Consider the following 23356-nt stretch of genomic DNA (forward strand, 5'->3'; position numbering starts at 1 on the left):
CGTCACTCCTGTCGCGTTCGGTTGTCGTTCACCCTATGTTCCGGTGGCACCAGTTCCGCGATCGTGGCGGGCAGGGTGCGTGCCAGCTCGTGTGGCGGGTACGGCCCCGGGTTCGCGACCGCGGTCATCGCCTGCAGGGACGCCCCGGCCAGGGCGGCCGTCGCGGGCGACAGCCCGGCGGCGAGCAACGTGCCGCAGATCCCGGCCAAGACGTCCCCGGAACCCGCCTGAGCGGTCCACGCCGGACCGGGTACAGCCAACGCCGTGGTGTCGGTGTCGGGGCCGGCCACGTACTGGGTGGCGCCCTTCAACAGCACCGTCGCACCGGTGGCGTCGACCGCCGCCCGTACGGCAGTAATCGGGTCGGCCTCGACCTCGTGCCGGTCGGTGTCGAGCAGTCGGGCCAGCTCGCCGGCGTGCGGGGTCAGCAGCAGCGGTACGGCCACCCGGCCGGTCGGCAGGTGGCGCAGTCCGTCGGCGTCGAGTACGACCGGCACCCCGGCGTCGAGCGCGTCGGCGACCACCCGGTCGCCGTCTGCCCGCTCCCCCCAGCCCGAGCCGAGCACGTACGCCTGCACCCGGCCCGGTGCGTGCACCACGTTGGGCAGCGTCCCCATGATCAACTCGCGGGGATGCGAGGCCCCGAGGAACCGCACCATCCCGGCCCCCGCGTACACCGCGCCGAGGGTGCTCAGCAGCCCGGCACCGGGGTAGGCATCGGATCCGGTGTCGATGCCGACGACGCCGCGCGAGTACTTGTCATCGGTCGGGCCGGGCACCGGCCAGCAGTGCGCCACGTCGGCCGGCTCCCACTGCACGACGCCGGGTCGGGTGGTCAGTCCGATGTCGATCATGGTCACCCGGCCACAGGCCGAGGCCGCGGGTTCGCCGTACTGGCACAGCTTGTGGGCACCGAAGGTGACGGTCCGGTCGGCCCGGAACGCGCTGTCGGCCGCGCCGGGGAGATCGGCGGCAAGCCCGGACGGCAGGTCGACCGCGATCACGTACGCCCGGGCCGCGACACAGGCGCCCGCCAACTCCGCGGCCACCCCGGTGAGCCCGGACCGGCCACCGATGCCGAGCACCCCGTCGACCACCACGTCCGCACCCCCGGACATGATCAACTCGATGGCGGCGCCCGGGTCGACCTCGACCGCACCGGCTGTCAGGCAGGCCTGCCACCCGCCGGCATGGACCTTCTCGGCGACCCGGCAGACCAGCACCCGAACCCCGCGGCGGGCGAGCCGCAGGCCTGCGTACAAGGCGTCGCCACCGTTGTTGCCGCCGCCGGCCAGCACCAGCACCCGCGCCCCGTACGTCCCGACCCGCAATTCGTGCAGACTGTCGATGATCACGCCGGCCAGCCCGGCGGCAGCCCGCTGCATCAACGACCCACCGTCGGGCGCATCGGCGTCACCGAGGACGGCGAACGCCTGCTCCTCAGCCTCCCGGACCTCGGCGACGGTGCAGATGTCGATCATGGTGTCAGGCCTCGCAGACCACCATGGCCGAGGCGATCCCGGCGTCATGGGACAGCGACAGGTGGATCCGCTCCACCCCGAGCCGATCGGCCTGTCCGGCCACCGTGCCGATCAGCCGGAACGACGGCCGACCAAGATCATCGGTGATCACCTCGGCGTCCTTCCACACCAGTCCGGCCGGGGCACCCAACGCCTTCGCCAGCGCCTCCTTGGCCGAGAACCGGGCCGCCAGCGACGCCACGGACCGTTCGGCCTCGGCCGGGGTGAACAGCCGGTGCACGAGTCCGGGGCTGCGTTCGATCGTCGCGGCGAACCGGCTGATCTCGCACACGTCGATCCCGACCCCGATGATCACCGAGCCACCCCCGCACCGGCCAGCGCCACCCGATCAGGCTTCACTCGACCGTCACCGACTTGGCGAGGTTGCGGGGTTGGTCGACGTCGTTGCCCTGCCGGGTCGCCAGCTCGCATGCGAACAGTTGCAGCGGCACCGCGGCCAACAGGGGCTGGAGCAGCGTCGACACCTTCGGCAACGACAACAGGATCGAGGCGTGCCCGGCGGCGACCTCGTCGTCCTCCTCGGCCAGCACGATCGTCCGGGCACCGCGGGCGCGGATCTCGTGGATGTTGGACACGACCTTGCCGTGCAGCTGGTCCCGTCCACGCGGCGGCACCACCACGAACACCGGGAGTCCCTGCTCGATCAGCGCGATCGGGCCGTGCTTCAACTCCCCGGCGGCGAACCCTTCGGCGTGGATGTAGGCGAGCTCCTTCAGCTTCAGCGCACCCTCCAGCGCGACCGGGTACCCGACGTGTCGGCCCAGGAACAGCACCGAGCGGGCGTCGACCAGCTCGTCGGCGAGCCGCATCACCGCGTCCTGGTCGTCGAGCACCCGCTGCACCAGGTCGGGCATCGTCTCCAGCTCGGCGACCACCGCGGCGATCTCGTCGTCGTACTTGGTGCGCCGCACCTGGGCCAGGTAGAGGCCCAGCAGGTAGCAGGCGACGAGCTGGGTGGTGAAACCCTTCGTCGAGGCCACCCCGATCTCAGGGCCGGCGTGGGTGTAGATCACCGCGTCGGACTCCCGCGGGATCGTCGACCCGTTGGTGTTGCAGATCGACAGCACCTTCGAACCCTGCTCCCGGGCGTACCGGATCGCCATCAACGTGTCGGCGGTCTCGCCCGACTGGCTGATCGCGACCACCAGGGTGCGCGGGCTGACGATCGGGTCGCGGTAACGGAACTCACTGGCGAGCTCGACCTCACACGGCGTCCGGGTCCAGTGCTCGATCGCGTACTTGGCCACCATCCCGGCATAGAAGGAGGTACCACAGGCAATGATCACGATCTTGTCGACCAACCGCAGCTCGGCCTCCGAGATCCGCAGCTCGTCGAGCACCAGCCGACCGGCCGCGTCGTGCCGGCCGAGCAGGGTGTTGGCGATCGCCTCGGGCTGTTCGTGGATCTCCTTGCGCATGAACCAGTCGAAGCCGCCCTTCTCCGCGGCGGCCAGGTCCCAGTCGACGTGGTACGGCGTCGTAGGCGCGTCGTTGCCGTCGAAGTCGGTGACCGTGACCGCGTCGGCGGTGATCGTGACGACCTGGTCCTGGCCCAACTCGATCGCGTCACGGGTGTGCTCGATGAACGCCGCCACGTCGGAGGCGACGAAGTTCTCGCCGTCGCCGACCCCCACCACCAGGGGCGAGTTGCGGCGGGCGGCGACCACGGTGTCGGGGTGGGCGGCGTCGACCGCCACCAACGTGAACGCCCCCTCCAGTCGCGGGGCCACCTGCCGCATCGCGGTGGTCAGGTCGGCCCCGTCCGCGACGGCCCGGCCGAGCAATTGGGCCGCGATCTCGGTGTCGGTGTCGGAGACGGGGACGACTCCCTCGGCCGCCAGCTCGTCCCGCAACGTCGCCCAGTTCTCCACGATCCCGTTGTGGACCAGCGCGACCCGGCCGTTCTCCGACACGTGCGGATGGGCGTTCAGGTCGTTGGGCGGGCCGTGGGTCGCCCACCGGGTGTGGCCGACACCGGCGGTCGCCGCGGGCAGCGGGTGGGCGGCCAGTTCGGCGTCCAGGTTGCTGATCTTGCCGGCCTTCTTGGCCTCCACGATCCGACCGTGCGCACCGACCGCGACGCCGGCCGAGTCGTACCCCCGATACTCCAGCCGGCGCAACCCGGACACCACGACCTCGACAGCGGAGCGATGCCCGCAGTATCCGACGATTCCGCACATGCGGTACAGCCTAACGACGAACACCGCGACCGCCGGCAAGGTAGAGTGTGCGGCCGTGCCGTCCGCCATCGTCGACCAGCCAGACTGGCCCAGCGACCGCGACCGCGTGCCCGGGTCGGAACCGGCCACCGCCGAGGCGCAGCTCGGCCCGTACGTCGAACGGAGCCGGGCCGACTGGGCCGCACTGGCCGCATCCACCCCGATGACGATCACCGACGCAACGCTGTCGCGGCTGCGTGGCGTACACGACCCGACCAGCCTGAACGAGGTCGAGGACGTCTATCTGCCACTGACCCGGCTGCTGTCCACGTACGTCCACCACACCGGCGAGCTGCACCGGGCCAGCAACGACTTCCTCGGCCTGTCGGTGCGGCAGACCCCGTTCGTGATCGGCGTCGCCGGGTCGGTCGCGGTCGGCAAGTCGACCACCGCCCGGGTGCTGCGCGAACTGCTCGCCGCCTGGCCCGAACACCCCCGGGTGGCACTGGTGACCACCGACGGATTCCTGCACCCCAATGCCGAACTGCAACGCCGGGGACTGCTGCAGCGCAAGGGATTCCCGGAGTCGTACGACCGGCGGGGCCTGTTGCGGTTCGTGATGGACGTGAAGTCGGGCAAGCCCCGTGTCGAGGCGCCGGTCTACAGCCACCTGTCGTACGACATCGTGCCCGATGAGCGCGTGGTGGTGGAAAGTCCCGACATCATGATCATCGAGGGACTGAACGTGCTGCAGCCGGCCCGGCAGCGTGCCGACGGCAGCAGTGGCCTGACCGTCAGCGACTTCTTCGACTTCTCGGTGTACGTCGACGCCGCGCCCGACGAGATCAAGAACTGGTACGTCCAGCGGTTCCTGCGGCTGCGAGAGACCGCGTTCCGCGACCCGCGCTCGTACTTCACCCGGTACGCCGCGCTCGACGAGCAGCAGGCCCGGGCCACCGCCTCCCACCTGTGGGACACGATCAACGGCCCCAACCTGATGGCCAACATCCTGCCGACCCGTGGCCGGGCCACCGCGATCCTGCGGAAGGCCGACGACCACCGGGTGAAGTGGGTCCGGATCCGCAAGATCTGACCGACCCGACTCGTCAGCCGGCCCGACTCGTCAGCCGGCCCGACTTGTCAGCCGGCGAAGGGGAACTGCCGGACGTCGATCCAGCTGCCGCGGGTGTACGCGAACAGGTGGACCCCGTCGACGCGCCGCCGGATCGGCAACGTCGGGGCCAGCTCGGCAGCAACCCGGTCACGCATCCGCGGTGCGTGAGCGACGGTGAGGTGGGGCACGACCTCGGCGTGCTGGCCCTCGTACGGCGGATGGTCGGGCCAGCGGGCGGCGACCCGGGTGGTGAGGTCGACGAAGAAGTCCGACTCGGCCGGGTGCAACCACACTGCGGTGGGGAACGACCGCACGTCGTCGAGCGTGATCTCGGGCGCCACGATCCCGGCGCAGAGCCGCGACAGCCAGTCGGTCACCGAGTCGTCTATCCGGTCCAGCTCGAGGAACGGCACCAGCACGGTCACATGAGCCGGCACACCGGGAGCGGTGGGGTCGGTCGCGAGGCGCCACCGGTCGACCACCGGCCCGGCGTCGAGCGGCACGATCAGCGCCGTCCGCCCCTCCACGGTCAGGTCGTCGCGGACCGCGGGCTGCACCACGGTCATCGGCTTGTGCGACACCGACGTCCGGTCAAGGGGCGATTCGTCCAAGGGTGAGGCGTCCCAGGGTGAGGCGTCGGGCGCCGACGCCCGGTCGGGCCGGGTCACTTGGCCAGGGCCGTCCGGACGACCGCAGCCAGCTGCTCCCCGATCTCTCGCGCGCGCTGTTCGGTGGCCGCCTCCACCATCACCCGGACCAGGTCCTCGGTGCCCGAGGGCCGCAGCAGCACCCGACCGGTGTCGCCCAGCTCGTCGGTGACCCGGCTGACCGCGGCAGTCACGGCCGGATCGCTGGCGGCCCGGGACTTGTCGACGTCGGCGACGTTGATCAACACCTGCGGCAGCCGCTGCACCACCCCGGCGAGCTCGGCCAGCGACTTGCTGGTGGTGGCGATCCGCGCCGCCAGGTGGAGCGCGGTGAGCACCCCGTCCCCGGTCGTCGCGTAGCGCGACTGGATGACGTGGCCGGACTGCTCGCCGCCGAGGACGTACCCGCCGGCCTTCATCTCCTCCAGCACGTACCGGTCGCCGACCTTGGCCTGCTTGACGGTGATGCCGGCATCGCGCATCGCGTTCAGGAAGCCGAGGTTGCTCATCACGGTGGCGACCACGGTGTCGTGGGCCAGGGTGCCGGCCTCCTTCATGGCGAGCGCGAGGACGGCCAGGATCTGATCACCGTCGACCACGTTGCCGTCGGCATCGACGCACAGGCAGCGATCGGCATCCCCGTCCACGGCGACACCGAGGTCGGCGCCGTGCTCGCGCACGGCGGCCTGCAGGTCACCCAGGTGGGTGGAACCGCAGTTGTCGTTGATGTTCAACCCGTCGGGGGAACAGTGGATCGGGATGACCGTGGCACCCTGCACCTCGAGCGAACACGGCGCCGTACGGTAGGCCGCCCCATTCGCCCCGTCGACCACGACGGTCAGGCCGGCCAGTGAGATCGCGTCCTCGTCGTCGACGCCCAGCGAGGTGACCAGGTGGGCGATGTACTCCTCGACCGGCTCCTGGTCCTCGGTGATGCGCCCGACACCGGCACCGGTGGGGCGCTGCCACGCCTCACCCATCCGCGCCTCGATGGCGTCCTCGAGCCGGTCGTCGAGCTTGGCGCCGCCGCGGGCGAAGAACTTGATGCCGTTGTCGGGCATCGGGTTGTGCGAGGCGGACAGCATCACCCCGAGGTCGGCGCCCCGGTGACCGACCAGCCAGGCCACACCGGGGGTCGGGACGACCCCGAGTCGGACCACGTCGACCCCGGCCGACGCCAGACCGGCCACCACGGCGGCCTCGAGGAACTCCCCCGAGGCACGTGGGTCGCGGCCGACCAGCGCCACCGGGTTGCGACCGAGTTCACCGGTCTCCCCCAGTACGTGGGCAGCCGCGACCGACAGGTCGAGGGCCAGCTCCGCGGTCAGGCCGTCATTGGCCCGTCCGCGCACACCATCGGTACCGAACAGTCGCCCCATGGCCCGACCGCGCAGATCAGCGCTTGCTGTACTGCGGAGCCTTGCGGGCCTTCTTCAGGCCGGCCTTCTTGCGTTCCTTGATCCGCGCATCGCGGGACAGCATGCCGGCCTTCTTCAGCGCGGGACGGCTGGCCTCGGCGTCGACGGCGTTGAGCGCCCGGGCCACCCCGAGGCGCAGCGCGCCGGCCTGGCCGGAGACACCGCCACCGTTGATGCGGGCGATGACGTCGTAGGCGCCCTCGACCGCGGCGGTGGCCAACGGCTCCGACACGATCTGCTGGTGCACCTTGTTCGGGAAGTACTCGTCGAGGGTGCGACCGTTGATGGTCCAGCGACCCGAGCCGGGGACGATCCGCACGCGGGCGACAGCCTCCTTGCGGCGGCCGGTGGCCCCGCCGGGAGCGATCACCGCGGGACGCTCACCGGTGCCCTGCCCGGGCTGCCCGGCAGCCTCGGAGCGGTAGCTGATCTCCTTGTCACCCTCGGTGAACGACGAGCCCTCGTACGACTCCTCGGTCTCCTCCGGCGCGACGTCTGTGGTGGACTCGGTCACGGTGTTCCTCTGGCTGGTCTCGGTGCTGGTCTCGGTCACTGCGCGACCTGGGTGATCTCGTACGGCGTCGGCTGCTGGGCCTGGTGCGGGTGCTCAGGGCCCGAGTAGACCTTCAGCTTGCGGATGAGCTGCCGGCTCAACTTGTTCTTGGGCAGCATCCCCCACACGGCCAGCTCGACGGCCTTGCGCGGGTCGTTGTCGAGCAGTTCGCCGTACGGCACCGCCTTCAGCCCGCCCGGGCGACCGGAGTGCCGGTACGCCATCTTGTCGGTGCGCTTGGCGCCGGTCAGGGCGATCTTCGAGGCGTTGACGACGACGACGAAGTCGCCGGTGTCGACGTGGGGCGCGTACGTGGGCTTGTGCTTCCCGCGCAGCAACGTGGCGGCAGAGACCGCCAACCGGCCCAGGACCACGTCCTGGGCGTCGATCACGAGCCAGTTCCTGGCGATCTCGCCAGGCTTGGGGCTGTAGGTGGACACGCTGTTCCTGCCAATCTCTGCGCTGCTGTTCGATGTCGGGTGGTTGCCGGCCCTCGGGGAACCTCACAGGCCAACCCACCCCGCGAAGTTCGGCGGGGCGAACGTTCAGTCAAGAGTGTCGGGCATGCCTGCACGCAACAGCGAGTCAGCTTACCGTCGGTGACCATCCAGAGCAAAACTCCGACGAGACTCACATGAAGTCCCCGCGTAGCGAGGGGTCGTGCCTCACACAGTTTCCCCCGGGAACGGGTGGGGGTCGGTCACGCTGGGGTGTGAGTGCGAAGGATCTGTCGTTGTCGGCTCGGGTCGAGGTCACGAAGAAGTACGCCACCGCGTATGCGCAGGCTGGGAAGCGGGACAAGGGCCGGATCTTGGATCAGGTCGTGTCGGTCACGGGCTGGAACCGCGACCATGCCCGCCAGCAACTGAGGCGCCGGCTCGCTCAGCCCAAGGGCCGGGCTCGGGCCACGGTTGCGGTGATCGACCGCCGCCGCACCAAGCCTCGCAAGTACTCCTACGACGCGGTCAAGACGCTGCAGAAGGTCTGGGCCACCGCCGGTGGGACCTGCGGCAAGTACCTGGCAGTCTCGATGCCCGACTGGCTGGACGCGATGGAAGCCGAGGGCTCCCTGGTGCTGGGCGCCGACCGATACGACCGCGAGGTTCGCGCCGAGCTGGAATCAATGTCGGCGGCCACGATGGACCGTTACTTGGCCCCTGCCCGCGCGAACGACCCGATCCGCGGCAAGGCCACCACCAAGCCCGGCAGCCTGTTGCGGAACTCGATCAGCGTCCGCAAGGCCGGTGACGAGGTCGAGGCCGAGCCCGGGTTCTTCGAGGTCGACACCGTCGCCCACTGCGGCCCCACCCTGGCCGGCGAGTTTGCCCGCACCGTGAACTTCACCGACATGCACACCGGCTGGGTGTTCACCCGCGCGGTCCGCAACAACGCCCACGTCCATATCCGGTCCGCGTTCGACGACCTGGTCGCCACGGTGCCGTTCATGGTGACCGGTATCGACTGCGACAACGGCTCGGAGTTCATCAACCACGACCTGATCGGCTGGGCCGCCGACCGCACGATCTTCTTCACCCGGTCCCGGCCCTACAAGAAGAACGACCAAGCCACCATCGAGTCCAAGAACAACCACCTCGTCCGCCGATACGGCTTCTACCACCGCTACGACACCGGGCTCGAGCTCGAACTGCTGAACCGGCTCTGGCCGCTGGTGTGTGACCGGCTGAACTTCCTCACCCCCACGAAGAAGCCCGTCGGCTACGCCACCGACCAGGTCGGCCGCCGCAAACGCGTCTACGACACGCCACGGACCCCCTACCAACGGCTCCTCGACGCCGGCGTCCTGAGCACCGCCCAGCAACACGAACTCACCGCCCACAAGGCCACCCTCCGACCCGCCGCGATGGCCCACGAGATCCACCTGATCCAGCAGGAACTCACCCGACTCGCCGGCCACAAGACCCGACGCCTCGAAGACCAAGCCCGCCCCCACCTGCCCGACCCATCCGGAATCCGTCTCCACGCCAGCTAACGTTTCGCGGGGGAAAACCATGTGAGGCACGGCCCCACCTACGCGGGGACTTGACAGTGAGGCACCACGAACTCGGCCGCCGCCACGGGGGAAGCCGACCGTTCCGAGCGACCCGGGTCGGGTGTCGAGCCTCGGGAAAGACCGACCCCGGTTGGCGAATCGGCCCGCCTCCCGCATAGGTTTACCCCATGACCGAAGGCCCCACCACCGACACGCTCACCGTCCGGGACAACCGGACCGGCACCGAGTACGAGATCGCCATCACCGACGGCCACATCCGGGCCGCGGACCTGAAGCAGATCAGCATCGAGGGCGGTGACCCGCTCGCGACGTACGACCCCGGCTTCGTCAACACCGCCGCCTGCCGCAGTGCGGTCACCTACATCGACGGTGACGCCGGCGTCCTCGAGTACCGCGGGTACCCGATCGAGCAGCTGGCCGAGAACAGCACCTACCTGGAGGTGGCCTACCTGCTGCTGAACGGTGAGCTGCCGAACTCCGCCCAGCTGGACACGTGGGTCCACGAGGTCACCAACCACACCTTCGTGCACGAGAACATGAAGAACCTCATGCACGCGTTCCGCTACAACGCACACCCGATGGGGATGCTGCAGTCGTCGGTGAGCGCGATGTCGACGTTCTACCCCGAGGCGATCAACTTCACCGATCCGGAGGTGCGGCAGCTGCAGATCACCCGGATGATCGCCAAGGTCCCCACCCTGGGCGCCTGGGCGTTCCGCCACTCGCAGGGCAAGCCGTACGTCTACCCCGACAACGACCTGTCGTACGCCGAGAACTTCCTGGCGATGCTGTTCAAGATGAGCGAGCCGAAGTACGAGGCCGACCCGCGACTGGTGAAGGCGCTCGAGGTGCTGTTCATCCTGCACGCCGACCACGAGCAGAACTGCTCGGCGAACGCGGTCCGCTCCGTCGGATCGTCGGGCGTCGACCCGTACTCGGCCGTGGCCGCCGGCATCGGTGCCCTGTACGGCCCGCTGCACGGTGGGGCCAACGAGGCCGTGCTGCGGATGCTGCGCCGGATCAAGACCACCGACAACATCGGTGACTTCATCGAGGGCGTGAAGGCCGGCAAGGAGAAGCTGATGGGCTTCGGCCACCGGGTCTACAAGAACTACGACCCGCGCGCCAAGATCATCAAGAAGGCCACCGACGAGGTGTTCGAGGTCACCGGCAAGAACCCGCTGCTCGACATCGCCACCGAGCTGGAGAAGATCGCCCTCGAGGACGAGTACTTCGTGAAGCGGAAGCTCTACCCCAACGTCGACTTCTACTCCGGGTTGATCTACGAGGCCCTGCAGTTCCCGCCGGAGATGTTCACCGTACTGTTCGCCATCCCCCGCACCTCGGGCTGGTTGGCGCAGTGGCAGGAGATGGTCGGCGACTCCGACCAGAAGATCGCCCGCCCGAAGCAGGTGTACATCGGCGAGCGCACCCGCGACTACGTGCCGATGAACCAGCGCTGACCTTCACGCCGACCGAGCCGCCGCGTCACGCCCGTCGAGTCGCCGCGTCACGCCCGTCGAGCCGTCGCGTCACGCCCGTCGAGCCGTCGCGTCACGCCCGTCGAGCCGGTCGAGCCGGTCGAGACGCCCGCCGAGCCCGCCTTCCTGGCGCGGATCGGCGGGTGCTCTCGTAAAAAAGGGCGCCACAGCGACGTACGCGACGCATACGTCCAGCTGTGTCGCTGTGGCGCCCTTCGGTGCGGGCCTCCCACCTTCGACAGGCCTGGGGATCGTGTGATCACGCCCGCCGAGCCCGTCGAAACGCCCCGGAACGGGGGTGCGCGATAGATTGCGGGGACCGACGGCGCCCCGGCACCGCGCACCACCCACCACAGGACTCCCGAGAGGATCAGACACGCCGTGACCGACCCGACCCACCCCCAGGCCGCCCCGCGGCGTGAGCTGACGTCCTTCGTGCGACGTGGTGGCCGGATGACCCAGGGCCAGCTCCGGGCGTGGCACATGTACGCCCCGCGCTTCGTGGTGCCGCTGCCCGGACTCCCCCACTCCGGCATCGTGGAGCCACGCGAACCGCTCGACCTCGAGTCGCTGTTCGGCCGGCGGGCCCCGATCGTGGTGGAGATCGGCCCCGGGATGGGTGAGTCACTCGCGGCGATGGCCGCCCGGCATCCCGATCGCGACTTCATCGCCTTCGAGGTGTACGAGGCGGGTGCCGCCGGCCTGATCCTGAAACTCGCCCGCGCCGAGGTCGACAACGTCCGTGTGATCGTCGCCGACGCGGTGTCGGGCCTGCGTCACCTGCTGGCACCGGGGTCACTGACCGAGGTGTTGACCTTCTTCCCCGACCCGTGGCCGAAGGCGCGTCACCACAAGCGTCGGCTGGTCGACACCGCCTTCGCCGACCTGGTCGCCGACCGGCTGACGTCCGATGGGCTGTGGCGACTGGCCACCGACTGGCAGGAGTACGCCGACCAGATGCGCGAGGTGCTCGACCCGCACCCACAGTTCACCAACCTGCACGACGGGTGGGCACCCCGGTTCGACGAGAGAATCCTGACCCGCTTCGAGAACCGCGGCATCCGCGAAGGCCGCACCATCCGCGACCTGACGTACCGGCGGAGCTGATCATGGACACGTCCCGGCCCACGTCCGCCGAGCCTGCCGAGGAGCGTCTCGACGAGCGCACGGTCCGGTTGCGGCTCGACATCGCCTACGACGGCACGGACTTCTCGGGGTGGGCGAGCCAACCGGGACTCCGTACCGTGCAGGGGGTGCTGGAGGAGTGGATCGGCAAGACCCTGCGGCTGCCCGAGCCGGTCATGATCACCTGCGCCGGCCGTACCGACGCCGGGGTGCACGCTCGCGGCCAGGTCGCCCACGTCGACATCGATCCCGGCCAGGTCGCCCGGCCGAGCCGGCCCGGCGATGGTGATCATGATTTGCCACGGTTGTTGCTCCGCCGACTCACCAGGGCCCTGCCCGACGACGTCGCGGTCCGTGACGTGACCGTCGCCCCGCCGGGCTTCGATGCCAGGTTCGCGGCCACCCAGCGGCGCTACACGTACCGGATCGCAGATGGCCTGAGCCGCCAGAATCCCTTGCTGCGTTCAACTGTCACGGTCGTCCCCGACGAGCTCGACGTATCGATCATGAACGCGGCGGCAACCAGCTGGCGTGGCCTGCACGACTTCGCGGCCTTCTGCAAGAGACGCGAGGGCGCGACCACGATCCGCACCCTGACGCACTGCGAGGTGACCCGGACGACCGCCGGCGAGCGCGCCGGCACGATCGAGGTCGACGTCCGGGCCGATGCCTTCTGTCACTCGATGGTGCGCTCCCTGGTCGGCGCGCTGGTCGCTGTCGGCACGGGTCGACGTGACCTCAACTGGGCACAAGGTCTCTTGCAGCACAGGGATCGCAGCGGCGACATCAGCGTCATGCCGGCGCGCGGCCTGTGTCTGGAGGAGGTCAGCTATCCCCCCGACGATCAGCTGGTCGCCCGGGTCCACGAGGCCCGGGCGACGCGGGAGCCACTGCGATGACCGGCTCGACACCGCACTACTTCACCACGCCGACCGGCCCGGAACAGCGCCGCAGCGTGCGGGCCACCATCTGGGGTCGTGACTACACGTTCACCACGGCGCGGGGTGTGTTCTCCACCGACGGCCTCGACCTCGGCACCCAGGTGTTGCTGCGCAGCGTCGAGCCCACCCCCGGGGCCGCTCGCCTGCTCGACCTCGGCTGCGGCTGGGGGGCGATCGCGGTCGCCCTGGCCGTCGAGGTGCCCGGGGCGACGGTCGACGCGGTGGACGTGAACGACCGGGCGTTGGCGCTGACCCGTGACAATGCGGCCGCGTACGGCGTCGACGACAGGGTCCGACCGGCCCTGCCGGACGACGTACCGCCCGGTGAGTTCGACGAGATCTGGTCCAATCCGCCGATCCGGGTGGGCAAGGAGGCACTGCACGCCCTGCTGCTGCAGTGGCTCCCCCGGCTCCGCCCCGGGGGCCGGGCCCACCTCGTGGTCGGCCGCCATCTGGGCGCCGACTCGTTGCAGCGGTGGCTGACCGACCAGGGCCACCCGACGGAGCGGACCGCCAGCGCCAAGGGATTCCGGGTGCTGACCACGACCCGCTCCACCTGAGCCGTGACCGGCCGGTACGACCGGCGCGGAATGGGTACCGTGGGATCACGTTCACCTTTCGACGAAGGAGTGTGCACCATGGGAGTCAAGGACTCGGCCGACGAGGCCAAGGGCAGGATGAAGGAAGCCGCCGGCGACCTCACCGACAACGAGAAGCTGCAGCGCGAAGGCGCTGCGGAGAAGAACGAAGCCAAGCTGAGGGGCGCCGCCGACGACGTCAAGGAAGGCTTCTCCGACGCCAAGGACCGCCTCAGCTGACGGTCCCGCACGACCCCGCGTCGAGGGGGTGGACCCATGTCCACCCCCTCGGCCGTGCACCAACCGCGTTGACTAGGCTGGGATCAGTTCGCGCGTCACTCGCACTGGCCGGTGAGCGCACCGGCCGAGCCGCACACGGATAGGACGAACATGGCGACTTACACCCTCCCCGATCTCGACTACGACTACGGAGCGCTCGCTCCGCACATCGCGCCGGAGATCATGGAGTTGCACCACTCCAAGCACCACAACACCTACGTCACCGGCGCCAACACCGCGCTGGAGAAGCTCGAGGAAGCCCGCGCGGGCGGCGACTTCGCCAACATCAACAAGCTCGAGAAGGACCTCGCGTTCAACTTGGGCGGCCACGTCAACCACTCGGTCTTCTGGAAGAACATGTCGCCCGACGGCGGCGGTGAGCCGACCGGCGAACTGGCCTCGGCGATCGACGAGTTCTTCGGCGGCTTCGAGGGCTTCAAGGGCCAGTTCGCGGCCAACGCGGCGGGCATCCAGGGCTCCGGCTGGTCCGTCGTCGCCTGGGACATCCTCGGCGCCCGGCTGAACATGTTCCAGCTCTTCGACCAGCAGGGCAACGTCCCGCTGGGTCAGGTGCCGGTCGTCCAGCTCGACATGTGGGAGCACGCCTTCTACCTGCAGTACAAGAACGTCAAGGCCGACTACGTCGACGCCTGGTGGAACGTGGTCAACTGGGCCGACGCCGAGGCTCGCCTCGCGGCCGCCCGCACCACCAAGCTGGTCTGACCGACCGGCCGCCCGGGACCGGACACGGTCCGAGACGACACGAAGCCCCGACCAGTTCGACTGGTCGGGGCTTCGTCGTCCTCGCCGGCGGGCCCGACTCAGCCGTTCACCTCGGCCCAGATCTCCTCACCGATCTTGTTGCCCACCTTCTCGCGCCACGCCGCGACCGCCGGCTCCCACGCGCTGAGCTGCTCCCGGCCCTGGATGATCGCCCCCATCAGGTCGTTCAGCTTGCTCATCTCGTTGGCGCCGTCGGTCACGTTGGTCTCGGAGTAGACCCCGGTGCCCGGGTTCACGACGCCGGTCGGGATGACCTGGCTGCAGTAGTCGTGCAGCTGCTTGGTCGCCTCCGGCTGGTTCGGCACGTAGATGTCGCGGGCGCTCTGCGCGCCGGCGTAGGACGGCCCGGAGATCACTTCCTTCGGAGCGTCCTTGTCGACCACCAACTGGTTGTCGGCGATGGTCCACTGACGACCCTCGACGCCGTAGTTGACGGCCAGGAACTCCTGGGTGCCGAACGGCGAGGCGATGTAGTCCAACACCCGCAGCAGTTCGTCGATGCGGTTCTCGTCGTCGGTCTTCTTGAGGCCGACCGTCGCCCCGTACGCCGGAACGCCCAGATGCTTCGGAGCCGCACCGCCGCCCTCCCACTTCGGCATCACGACACCGCCGACGTTGAACTTGGCCGAGCTCTTGCGACCCTGCAGCGAGGCGAAGTTCTGCGCGAACATCGCCGTGATCCCACCGTCGAACCAGACCGCGGTCGAGCCGAGGTCGGAGTACGAGTTCGGGTGGATCAGGCCCTCGTCCCACATCTTCTTCACGATCTCCAGCGCCTGCAGGTACTCCGGCGAGGCGTACGCCGAGACGTAGGTGCCGTTCTCCTCGTACCAGCCGTGGGGACCCTCGAGGGCCTCCATGATGGCCGGTACGGTCCAGTTCTGCGGCACCTGGCCGATGGCGAAGACGCCGCGGTCACGGTCGGTGACCTCACGGCACAGGTCGAGGAAGTCCTCACCACTGTTGAGCTGTGGGTCGACGTCGATGCCCTTGGCTTCGAAGATGTCGCCCTGGGTCATCAGCACCGACCCGGCGGCGATCCGGGGTTGCGGGATGCCCCACAACCGCTGGTCGATCACGCCCATCTGCCAGGCCGTCGGCGCCATGTTGGCCAGGTTGGGGTACTTCGTGACCGCATCACCCGACAGGTACGGCGTGAGGTCGACGAACATCTTCTCCAACAGTGCCGGCAACTGCGGCAGCGACGGCGGGATCTGGCTCAGGTCGCCGAGCAGGTCGCCGGCGACGGCCGTCTGGAACTTCTGGGTGTAGGCGGTGCTGTCGACCGCGCTCACCTTCATCTCGGTGCCGAGGTTCTTCTCCCACAGCCGCCACCACTCGTTGCGGTCCCGCGGCACGGCGGGCGCGATGCCCTGGACCAGGAACTCCACCGGCGCGGACAGCTCGAGCGGCACCCGGCCGGTGCTGGGCGCGGGGTCCGGGAAGGTCTGGTAGCCGGCCGGCACACCGGAGGTCGGGTCCGGCGCCAGCTCGGGCTCCGGGCCGTCGTACGGCACGTGTGCCGGATAGGTGAACTCGCCGGATCCGGCCCCGCCACCACCGCCGGAGCCACCCGTTCCCTCCGAACCACCGGTCTGGCAGGCCGCGAGGGCCAGTCCGGCACCTGCCGCGAGTCCGGTCCCCAGGAGGGCCCGGCGGGTCAGGTTGCCCCGTGTTGAATCGAGCATCGTCGCTTCTCCCTTGTCCATGATCGGCTCCGGCGCGCCAGCCGCGCCCGGCATGATCAGTGAGGGAACTCTAGACCGACCCCGCAAGAATCAACAGGCCCCGGCCCCACATTGCGGTCAGATCTTAATTGTGGCGTGCCCGGTACGGAAGGTGGTCGCCCGGTCGGCCTCCTCGTAGGCCGCCGGTCGCTGCTGGACGGCCGCCACGCGGGAGACGTCGAGCTTCTCCGAGCGGTCGAACCGGTAGATCCCGTTCTGCTCCTGGAACACGTCGGTGAGCTGGGTGTAGCAGTAGCCGAACATCAACGGGTCGTCCAACAAGACGTTCGTCAGCCCGGCGAACCGGGCCTGGAACTCCTCCTCGTCGACCACCCGCTGCCCGTACCCCCACGACTCCTCACGATCAGCCCCGCTCACCTCGGCGGCGTCCGGATTCCACCAGATGCCGCCGTACTCGCTGACGAGGTACGGCTGCCCCTCGTACGGCACCGAGTACGGGGCCTTGGCGCCGGTGTTGCCGTACGGTGTCCCCTCGGCCAATCCGGCCTGCTGGGTGGCGAACCTGACCGGATCCTGTTCGTAGGAGTGCGAGTCCCAGACGTCGGTGGTCCGCACCCGGTGCGAGTAGCCGGAACTGTCGATCACCGGACGGGTCGGGTCGACGGCCTTGGTGACCTGGAACATCCCGGCGGTGACGTCGTCGAGTTGGGTGATCCGGTCGGTGATCTCCTGGTAGGTCTCGTTCAGCGGGCACCAGCCGATGATGCTCGGATGGCTGAGGTCGCGCTCGAGCACCTCGGCCCACTGGGTGATGAACGATGCGGTCGGCTGCTGGTTGTTGCCCCGCGCCCCACGGCCGGCGATTCCCCAGTCACCGAACTCGCCCCAGATCAGCACGCCCAGCCGATCGGCATGGTAGAGGTAGCGCTCCTCGGCGACCTTCTGGTGCACCCGGGCCCCGTTGAAGCCGGCTGCGGTGATCAACTCCAGGTCGTGCACCAGGGCGGCATCACTGGGTGCGGTCATCAAGGAGTCCGGCCAGTAGCCCTGGTCGAGCACGAGCCGCTGGAACACCCGTTCCCCGTTGAGCAGAATGGCCTGTCCGTCGATCGCCACCGAGCGCAACCCGGCGTAGCTGTCGACCCGGTCGACCAGGGAGCCGGCGTCGTCCAGCAGTTCGATCCGTAGCCCGTACAGGTGCGGGTCGGTCGGTGACCAGGGCCGCACCCGGTCGGTCGGCACGACCAGTCGAAGTGACGGCGCCATGGACGTCCCCACGGCCTGCTCGACCGCCGCCACGTCACCGGCGTCATCGGTCAGCACCGCCCGGAGCCGCCAGTCGGCGGGGGCCGCGGAGAGCGGTTGGGTGACGGTGAGGCTGCGGTCGGCCAGCCCGGGCACGATCCGCGGTCGGCGCAGGTGGACCCGGGGCACCGGCTCCAACCACACGGTCTGCCAGATCCCGGTGGTCCGGGTGTAGTCGCAGGCCTCGTTGGCGTACTTGATCGACTGCTTGCCACGGGCCTGCGCGCCGTAGCGGGTGTCCCGGGCACGGACCACGATCCGGGCCGACGTCGCTCCGGCGAGCGCGTCGGTGATGTCGGCGTGGAACGACGAGAAGCCGCCGCGGTGCCGCGCCACCTCCGCACCGTTCACCCAGACGGTGGTGTCATGATCAACGGCCCCGAAGTGCAGCAGCACCCGATCGTCGGCCCAGTCCTGCGGGACCACCACGTCCCGGGCGTACCAGACCGCCTCCATGAAGTCGACGTGGCCGTGACCCGACAACTCCGACTCGGGACAGAACGGCACGATGATCGAGTCGGTGAGGGCCCGTTGGCCGAGGCCCCGTTCGATGCCCGAGTCGCCGTGGTCGATCTCGAACTCCCAACGTCCGTTGAGGTTCAGCCATCGTTCCCGCACCATCTGCGGCCGCGGGTACTCCGGCCGCGGCTGGTCCGCACCACCGAGGGAACTCACCGTGCGAGTACGGGTGGACGGTTCGTAGGGCATGGTGGGTGGCCTCCTGGACGACTGGGGCGTGGGGTCGCGACCGCTTGAGTGTACAACGTTGTACAGTGGTTGGGGAAACGGTTGCCCATGACATCGACGACACTGGTGTCAACGAGCAGCCCGAACTCGAGGAGGCCGACCATGACGTCGCCGCCCACCGATCCAGCCGCTGTCGTGCGGCCACGCGTCGCCATCGTCGGCACCGGCGGGATCGCGAAGTCCCACGTCCGTGCCCTGCGGGAGGTCGACCGCAGCGATCTGGTGGCGTGTGTCGACATTGACGCCGACACCGCCCGCGCCTTCGCCGCGGAGTGGTCGATCCCCAACCACCACGGCGATCTGGGTGACCTGCTGGCGACCGACCCGCCGGACGTCATCCACCTGTGCACCCCGCCCGGGTCGCACCGCGCGCTCGCGGTCCGCGCCCTCGAGGCCGGTGTCACCGTGTTGTGCGAGAAGCCGCCGGCGATGACCCTGGCCGACATGGACGCCATCATCGCCGCCGAGACCGCGTCGTCGGCGTCGTTCGGCACCGTCTTCCAGCATCGGTTCGGATCCGCCGGGCAGCGGCTGCGCCGACTGGTGGCCGACAACGCCCTCGGCCAGCCGATGAGTGCGGTGTGCAACACGCTGTGGTTCCGCGCCCCCGACTACTTCGACCCCGAGTGGCGGGGCGTGTGGGGCAACGAGGGCGGTGGCCCCACGCTGGGACACGGAATCCACCAGACCGACCTGTTGTTGGCGATCCTGGGACCGTGGTCACGCGTCACCGCGGTCGCGAAGCGACAGGCCCGGCCCACCAACACCGAGGACCTGTCGGCCGCCATCGTGGAGTTCGAGAACGGTGCGGTGGCCACGGTGCTCACCTCACTGATGGCACCGCGGGAGAGCAGCAACCTCCGCTTCGACTTCGAGTTGGCGACGGTCGAGGTGGAGCACACCTACGGCTACGACGAGACGAACTGGCGGTTCACCGCGGCCGCGGACGGCAACGACGCGGCCTGGCAGCAGGTGCCCTCGGCGATGAAGTCCGGCCACGCCGCCCAGTTCGCCGCGGTGGCCGACGCCCTCGAGACCGGCGCCCCACTTCCGGTCACGTCCGCCGAGAGTCGACTCACCCTCGAACTGGTCGCCGCCACCTACGCCGCGGCGTTCACTCAGAAGCCGGTGGCCCGGGGCGAGATCGGCCCGGACTCCCCGTTCCACGGCGCGATGGACGGCCGGGGCATGGCACCGTGGGACGACGTCAAGGACGCGCACTGATGACCCAGAGTGAGTTGATCATGGCCGAACTGATCATGAGAAGGCGCAGGTGATCCGGATGGAGACCTTCCCCGGCGGTACGGGGCTGACCCGACTGCAGGTGTACCCGTGGACCGCGGCCGACGGACTGGCCGGCGGCTCACCCCACCTGCACACCGCCTCCACCGAGTCGTACGTGGTGCTCGGCGGCCACGGCCGGGTGCAGACGTTGAGCCTGGCCGGGCTGACCGAGCACGAGCTGTCGGTCGGCGACGTGTTGTGGTTCACCCCGGGCACCGTGCATCGACTGGTGAACGACTCCGGCGACCTCGACATCCTTGCCGTGATGGCGAATGCGGGACTTCCCGAGCACGGGGACGCCGTACTCACCTTCCCCGACGCCGACCTCGCCGATCCCGACCGGTACCGCCGGGCGGCGGCGCTGCCGACCGGCGAGGCGGCCGTCCGGGAGGAGGCCGTACGACGACGTCGTGACCACGCCCTGGCCGGCTACCAGGAGTTGATCACCGCCGGCCGTCCCGGCTTCGAGCGGTTCCTGCAACGTGCCGCACACCTGGTGCGTGGCCGCACCGACCAGTGGCGCGACCTCGTCAAGTCCGGCCCGGCCGTCGCGGTCGACGACACGCTCGCCCAGCTGGACAGCCTGACCGCCGGCGACCCCGGCGCGATGCGTTCCCCGGTCACCCGTCGCGGCGAGACCCTCACCGCCCTGGGGATGTGCGGGCACCTGCAGACCTGGCAGTTGCGCCCCGACCCCGACGAACCGGGCCGACCGGTCAGCTGAAGCCGAGCTCGGCCCGGCGCCGACGGAACCGGGCCACTGCTTCGACATGCCGCGGATCGGCCACGGCATTGCGTAGTTCCCCCGGATCACCTGCCAGGTCGAACAGCACCTCGCTCCGGTCGCCGGCGTACCACTGGTACTTCAGGTCCCCGACCTTGATCATCAGGTTGGTCCGGTCGAACTGCGAGATCGCCTCGTCGGGCCAGTCCGTGGCCGTGCCCTCGCACAGCGGCACCAGCGACCGCGAGTCCAGACCGTCCGGGCACGGGATGCCGGCCAGGTCGACCAGGGTGGCGAACAGGTCGACCAGGCTCACGTTCTCGCTGACCACCGCCGACCCGAACGCCTTCGGGTACCGGATGAGCAACGGCACCCGGACGCTCGCGTCGAAGAACTTCTGCTTCTCCCACACCCCGTGCTCGCCCAACATCTCGCCGTGGTCGGAGGTGTAGACGATCACCCAGTCGTCGAGGTCCTGACCCAGTGCGGTCAGGTGGTCGAGCAACCGGCCCAGCCGGTCGTCCATACTCTCGATCATGGCGCAGTACGCAGCGGACGCCCGTACGGCTTCGTCCCGCGTCACCTCGTGGCCGACCCGGGCGACGAACCTGCCACCCAGGAAGCCGTGGTCGAACACCTGCTGGTCGACGAACGGCTCCACCCGTTCGAGGTAGTACGACACCAGGTCCTCCCGCGGGCTCGCGTACGGGTAGTGCGGCTCGTTGAGGCTCAACATCAACAGCAACGGGTTGTCCGGCACCGCCCGCCCGTAGTGCGGATCGGTGAAGTGCCGGGTGGCCACGTGCATCGCCCCGGCCAGGGCGTACTCGTCCTCGGCCGTCAACGGGTTGTCGCCGACACCGGAGCGCCTGATCTCGTCCACGATGCTCCACTTGTGGGCCGACGGCTCGGTCCAGCCCTCGAACGCCGACACCTCCCGGTCGGGGACGAACCGGGTGGACGTCTCCATCTCGGCGCCGACCCGACGCCGCCACCCCTGCATCTGGTCCTCGCCCAGGTAGTGCAACTTGCCGGCACACGCGGTCTGGTAGCCGTACTGGGAGAAGCGTCGGGCGAACGTCATCGTCCCGGGTGGTGACTCGTCGACCCCCATCACCTCGACCCCGAGGTTGCGCGGTGTCAGCCCGGCGGCCATCGCCTGCCGTGCCGGGACGCAGATCGGGGACGGGGTGTGACACCCGGTGAACACCACGGCGTCGGTCGCCAGGGCGTCCAGCCGGGGTGTCCGGACCACCGGATGCCCGGCATGGCCGAGGAAGTCGGGTCGGTGCTCATCACTCATCAGCACCAACACGTTCGGCCGCCGGGGTCGCACCGTCATCGTGCCTCGAGTGCCGCCTGCAGCTCGTCGCGGATCTTGTCACCACCCTTGGACTTCCAGTCCTGCACCGCCGGGGCCCAGTCACTGACCTTCTTGCGGCCCTGCACGATGTCGTCCTCGAGGTCGTTCAAGGTCTTCGACAGCTGGTTGCCCTGACGCGAGCTGGTCTCGGAGTACAACCCGATCGTCGGGTTCGCCAGCCCCGTCGGGATGATCGCACTCTGCGCGTCGAACTGGGCCTGGGTCGCCTCCCGGTCGCCGGGCGCGTAGATCGGCCACGGCGCATCCACCATGTACAGCAGGCCCATCTGCGTCTCGCTCTTGCCCTTGTCGTTGAGGATCGGGTCGGTGCCCTCGAGGGTGTAGTGCGTGCCCTCGACGCCGAACTTGCGGAACAGGTACTCCTCGGTGCCGAACGGGGTGGCGAGGAAGTTGAGGTACTTCAACAAGGTCTCGACCCGGTCCGCCGCCTTGGCGTTGATCGAGGTGATCGAGTTGGTCGGATTGCCCAACCAGATGGGCGCTTCGCCGCCACCCTCGGCCTTCACCGGACCCCAGCCGCTGAGCTCGAACTCCGGGGACCCGGGCCGGTTCAGGTAACCCGGCCAGCCACTGAACGAGTCGAAGGTGAACAGCGCCGACCCGTTGGCGAACCATGTCTTGTAGTCCTGCCACTGGGCGGTGAACGCGTCGGGGTTGACGAGCTTGTCGGCGAACAGCTTGCGGGACGCCTCCAGCGCATCGGGCTGCGCCTCGTGCTCGTACGCACTGGTGAACTGGCCACCCTCCTCCGACCACGAGTTCGGGATCTCGTACATCTGTCGGATGTGGTCGACCGGGACGTAGCTGAACGCCCACCGGTTCTGCTGCGGGTTGGTCAGCTGCTTGGCCAGGTCGTACAGCTCCTGGTAGGACCCCGGCTGCTCGGTGATCCCTTCCTCGGCAAGGATGTCGGAGCGGAAGTACAGCAGGTAGGTGCTGATCACCCCTCGCGGGACGGGGACCGCCATGATCTTGCCGTTGAAGACGGTCGACTTCCACGACTCGGTCCCGATGTTGGCCAGGAACGGGTAGTCGTTGACCGCGTCACCGCCCAGGTGCTCGGTGAGGTCCAGCGCCTCGGCGTCGAGCAACTGCGGGAGCTGGGGTGCCGAGCCGACCGAGAAGATGTCGGGCAGCTTGCCGCCGGCCACCGCGGTGGCGAAGCGCTGGGTGTAGTCGGACGGGTTCGCCAGCGAGATCCGCAACTCGGACCCGACGCGCTCGTTCAACGCCTGCCAGAACTCGTTCTTGTCGACCCCCGGCGGGATGGGGGTGTTGGTGATCCCCAGGGTCTCGATCGGCTGGCCGTCACCGATCGGGTCGGTGATCGCCTTGACCGGCTCGGCGGGGTAGGCGAAGAACACGTTGCCCACGCCGTTCTCGCCGGCGATGTCGGGTTCGACCCCGTCGTACGGGACGTACGCGGGCAGGTTCGCGGCCTCGTTGGCCTGTTGCTGTTCCTCCCCCGTCGTACCACCGCGGCCCTCGTTGCTGCAGGCGGCGATGCCGCCCAGTGCCAGGGCACCCACGGTGGAGCCCAACAGGCGTCGTCGACTCAAGGACATGACATTCTCCTTCACTGGTGTGGAACTTC

General features: G+C 69.3%; 21 protein-coding genes. 10 read left to right on the plus strand and 11 right to left on the minus strand.

The window, feature by feature from the left end:
- Positions 1–2 precede the first annotated feature (2 nt).
- From ACQBAU_RS14880 to glmS, 3 genes are read right to left on the minus strand one after another with little or no spacing between them, the layout of a single operon-like run.
- A complete protein-coding gene (locus ACQBAU_RS14880; RefSeq protein WP_465256074.1) occupies positions 3–1481 on the minus strand; it encodes a bifunctional ADP-dependent NAD(P)H-hydrate dehydratase/NAD(P)H-hydrate epimerase in 1479 nt (492 codons plus the stop codon).
- A gap of 4 nt (positions 1482–1485) precedes the next feature.
- Positions 1486–1836, minus strand: a complete 351-nt coding sequence (locus tag ACQBAU_RS14885; RefSeq protein ID WP_434548262.1) for a holo-ACP synthase — start codon at positions 1834–1836, stop codon at positions 1486–1488.
- A 40-nt stretch (positions 1837–1876) separates the two neighbouring features.
- Positions 1877–3721: a glutamine--fructose-6-phosphate transaminase (isomerizing) gene (glmS, locus tag ACQBAU_RS14890; RefSeq protein ID WP_465256075.1), complete on the minus strand. Its 1845-nt coding sequence runs from the start codon at positions 3719–3721 to the stop codon at positions 1877–1879.
- A gap of 106 nt (positions 3722–3827) precedes the next feature.
- On the opposite strand from glmS, the gene coaA reads away from it, so the two are divergent.
- Positions 3828–4793 carry a type I pantothenate kinase gene (gene coaA, locus ACQBAU_RS14895; protein WP_465256140.1) on the plus strand — a complete coding sequence of 322 codons (966 nt, stop codon included), beginning with the start codon at positions 3828–3830 and terminating at the stop codon, positions 4791–4793.
- A 47-nt stretch (positions 4794–4840) separates the two neighbouring features.
- Here coaA and ACQBAU_RS14900 read toward each other — a convergent pair whose 3' ends face one another.
- Genes ACQBAU_RS14900 through rplM form a run of 4 tightly spaced genes read right to left on the minus strand, consistent with a single transcriptional unit; the run spans position 4841 to position 7872 of the window.
- Positions 4841–5425: a 2'-5' RNA ligase family protein gene (locus ACQBAU_RS14900; RefSeq protein ID WP_465256076.1), complete on the minus strand. Its 585-nt coding sequence runs from the start codon at positions 5423–5425 to the stop codon at positions 4841–4843.
- 53 nt (positions 5426–5478) lie between these two features.
- Entirely contained in the window at positions 5479–6840 is a 1362-nt protein-coding gene (gene glmM / locus ACQBAU_RS14905; RefSeq protein WP_465256077.1) for a phosphoglucosamine mutase, read from the minus strand.
- 16 nt (positions 6841–6856) lie between these two features.
- Positions 6857–7393 (minus strand): 30S ribosomal protein S9, encoded by a 537-nt coding sequence (rpsI, locus tag ACQBAU_RS14910; protein ID WP_465256141.1) that lies wholly within the window; start codon positions 7391–7393, stop codon positions 6857–6859.
- 35 nt (positions 7394–7428) lie between these two features.
- Positions 7429–7872 (minus strand): 50S ribosomal protein L13, encoded by a 444-nt coding sequence (gene rplM, locus ACQBAU_RS14915; RefSeq protein ID WP_434548256.1) that lies wholly within the window; start codon positions 7870–7872, stop codon positions 7429–7431.
- A gap of 272 nt (positions 7873–8144) precedes the next feature.
- Between rplM and ACQBAU_RS14920 the strand changes: the two genes are divergently transcribed.
- The 7 genes from ACQBAU_RS14920 (at position 8145) to ACQBAU_RS14950 (ending at position 14570) form a co-directional block, all read left to right on the plus strand.
- The gene (locus ACQBAU_RS14920) at positions 8145–9422 is read left to right on the plus strand and encodes an integrase catalytic domain-containing protein (protein WP_434551339.1); all 1278 of its coding nucleotides are present in this window, start codon (positions 8145–8147) and stop codon (positions 9420–9422) included.
- A 188-nt stretch (positions 9423–9610) separates the two neighbouring features.
- On the plus strand, positions 9611–10906 hold the full coding sequence (locus tag ACQBAU_RS14925) for a citrate synthase (protein ID WP_434548255.1): 1296 nt from the start codon (positions 9611–9613) through the stop codon (positions 10904–10906).
- 399 nt (positions 10907–11305) lie between these two features.
- The gene (trmB, locus tag ACQBAU_RS14930) at positions 11306–12031 is read left to right on the plus strand and encodes a tRNA (guanosine(46)-N7)-methyltransferase TrmB (protein ID WP_465256078.1); all 726 of its coding nucleotides are present in this window, start codon (positions 11306–11308) and stop codon (positions 12029–12031) included.
- Positions 12032–12033: 2 nt separating this feature from the next.
- A complete protein-coding gene (truA, locus tag ACQBAU_RS14935; RefSeq protein ID WP_465256079.1) occupies positions 12034–12948 on the plus strand; it encodes a tRNA pseudouridine(38-40) synthase TruA in 915 nt (304 codons plus the stop codon).
- Positions 12945–13550: a class I SAM-dependent methyltransferase gene (locus ACQBAU_RS14940; protein ID WP_434548252.1), complete on the plus strand. Its 606-nt coding sequence runs from the start codon at positions 12945–12947 to the stop codon at positions 13548–13550. The genes truA and ACQBAU_RS14940 overlap by 4 nt, the downstream gene beginning before the upstream one ends.
- A 78-nt stretch (positions 13551–13628) precedes the next feature.
- Positions 13629–13808 (plus strand): CsbD family protein, encoded by a 180-nt coding sequence (locus tag ACQBAU_RS14945; protein ID WP_434548251.1) that lies wholly within the window; start codon positions 13629–13631, stop codon positions 13806–13808.
- A gap of 150 nt (positions 13809–13958) precedes the next feature.
- Entirely contained in the window at positions 13959–14570 is a 612-nt protein-coding gene (locus ACQBAU_RS14950; RefSeq protein ID WP_434548250.1) for a superoxide dismutase, read from the plus strand.
- 98 nt (positions 14571–14668) lie between these two features.
- Here the strand turns inward: ACQBAU_RS14950 and ACQBAU_RS14955 are convergent, their stop codons facing one another.
- On the minus strand, positions 14669–16318 hold the full coding sequence (locus tag ACQBAU_RS14955) for an extracellular solute-binding protein (protein ID WP_465256080.1): 1650 nt from the start codon (positions 16316–16318) through the stop codon (positions 14669–14671).
- Between the two features lie 117 nt (positions 16319–16435).
- The gene (locus ACQBAU_RS14960) at positions 16436–18331 is read right to left on the minus strand and encodes a glycoside hydrolase family 2 protein (protein WP_465256081.1); all 1896 of its coding nucleotides are present in this window, start codon (positions 18329–18331) and stop codon (positions 16436–16438) included.
- 141 nt (positions 18332–18472) lie between these two features.
- Here ACQBAU_RS14960 and ACQBAU_RS14965 point away from each other — a divergent pair, with 141 nt between their 5' ends.
- On the plus strand, positions 18473–19594 hold the full coding sequence (locus tag ACQBAU_RS14965) for a Gfo/Idh/MocA family protein (RefSeq protein ID WP_434548247.1): 1122 nt from the start codon (positions 18473–18475) through the stop codon (positions 19592–19594).
- Positions 19595–19652: 58 nt separating this feature from the next.
- The gene (locus ACQBAU_RS14970; RefSeq protein WP_434548473.1) at positions 19653–20378 is read left to right on the plus strand and encodes a cupin domain-containing protein; all 726 of its coding nucleotides are present in this window, start codon (positions 19653–19655) and stop codon (positions 20376–20378) included.
- Here ACQBAU_RS14970 and ACQBAU_RS14975 read toward each other — a convergent pair.
- Both ACQBAU_RS14975 and ACQBAU_RS14980 read right to left on the minus strand, forming a co-directional pair.
- Positions 20371–21720: a sulfatase-like hydrolase/transferase gene (locus ACQBAU_RS14975; RefSeq protein WP_434548246.1), complete on the minus strand. Its 1350-nt coding sequence runs from the start codon at positions 21718–21720 to the stop codon at positions 20371–20373. The two genes, ACQBAU_RS14970 and ACQBAU_RS14975, sit on opposite strands and share 8 nt — an antisense overlap.
- A complete protein-coding gene (locus tag ACQBAU_RS14980) occupies positions 21717–23327 on the minus strand; it encodes an extracellular solute-binding protein (protein WP_434548245.1) in 1611 nt (536 codons plus the stop codon). The genes ACQBAU_RS14975 and ACQBAU_RS14980 overlap by 4 nt, the downstream gene beginning before the upstream one ends.
- Positions 23328–23356 lie beyond the last annotated feature (29 nt).

Origin of the sequence: Carbonicoccus niuqiaonis, from assembly GCF_050157065.1 — a bacterium.
GTDB lineage: Bacteria > Actinomycetota > Actinomycetes > Propionibacteriales > Propionibacteriaceae > Avipropionibacterium.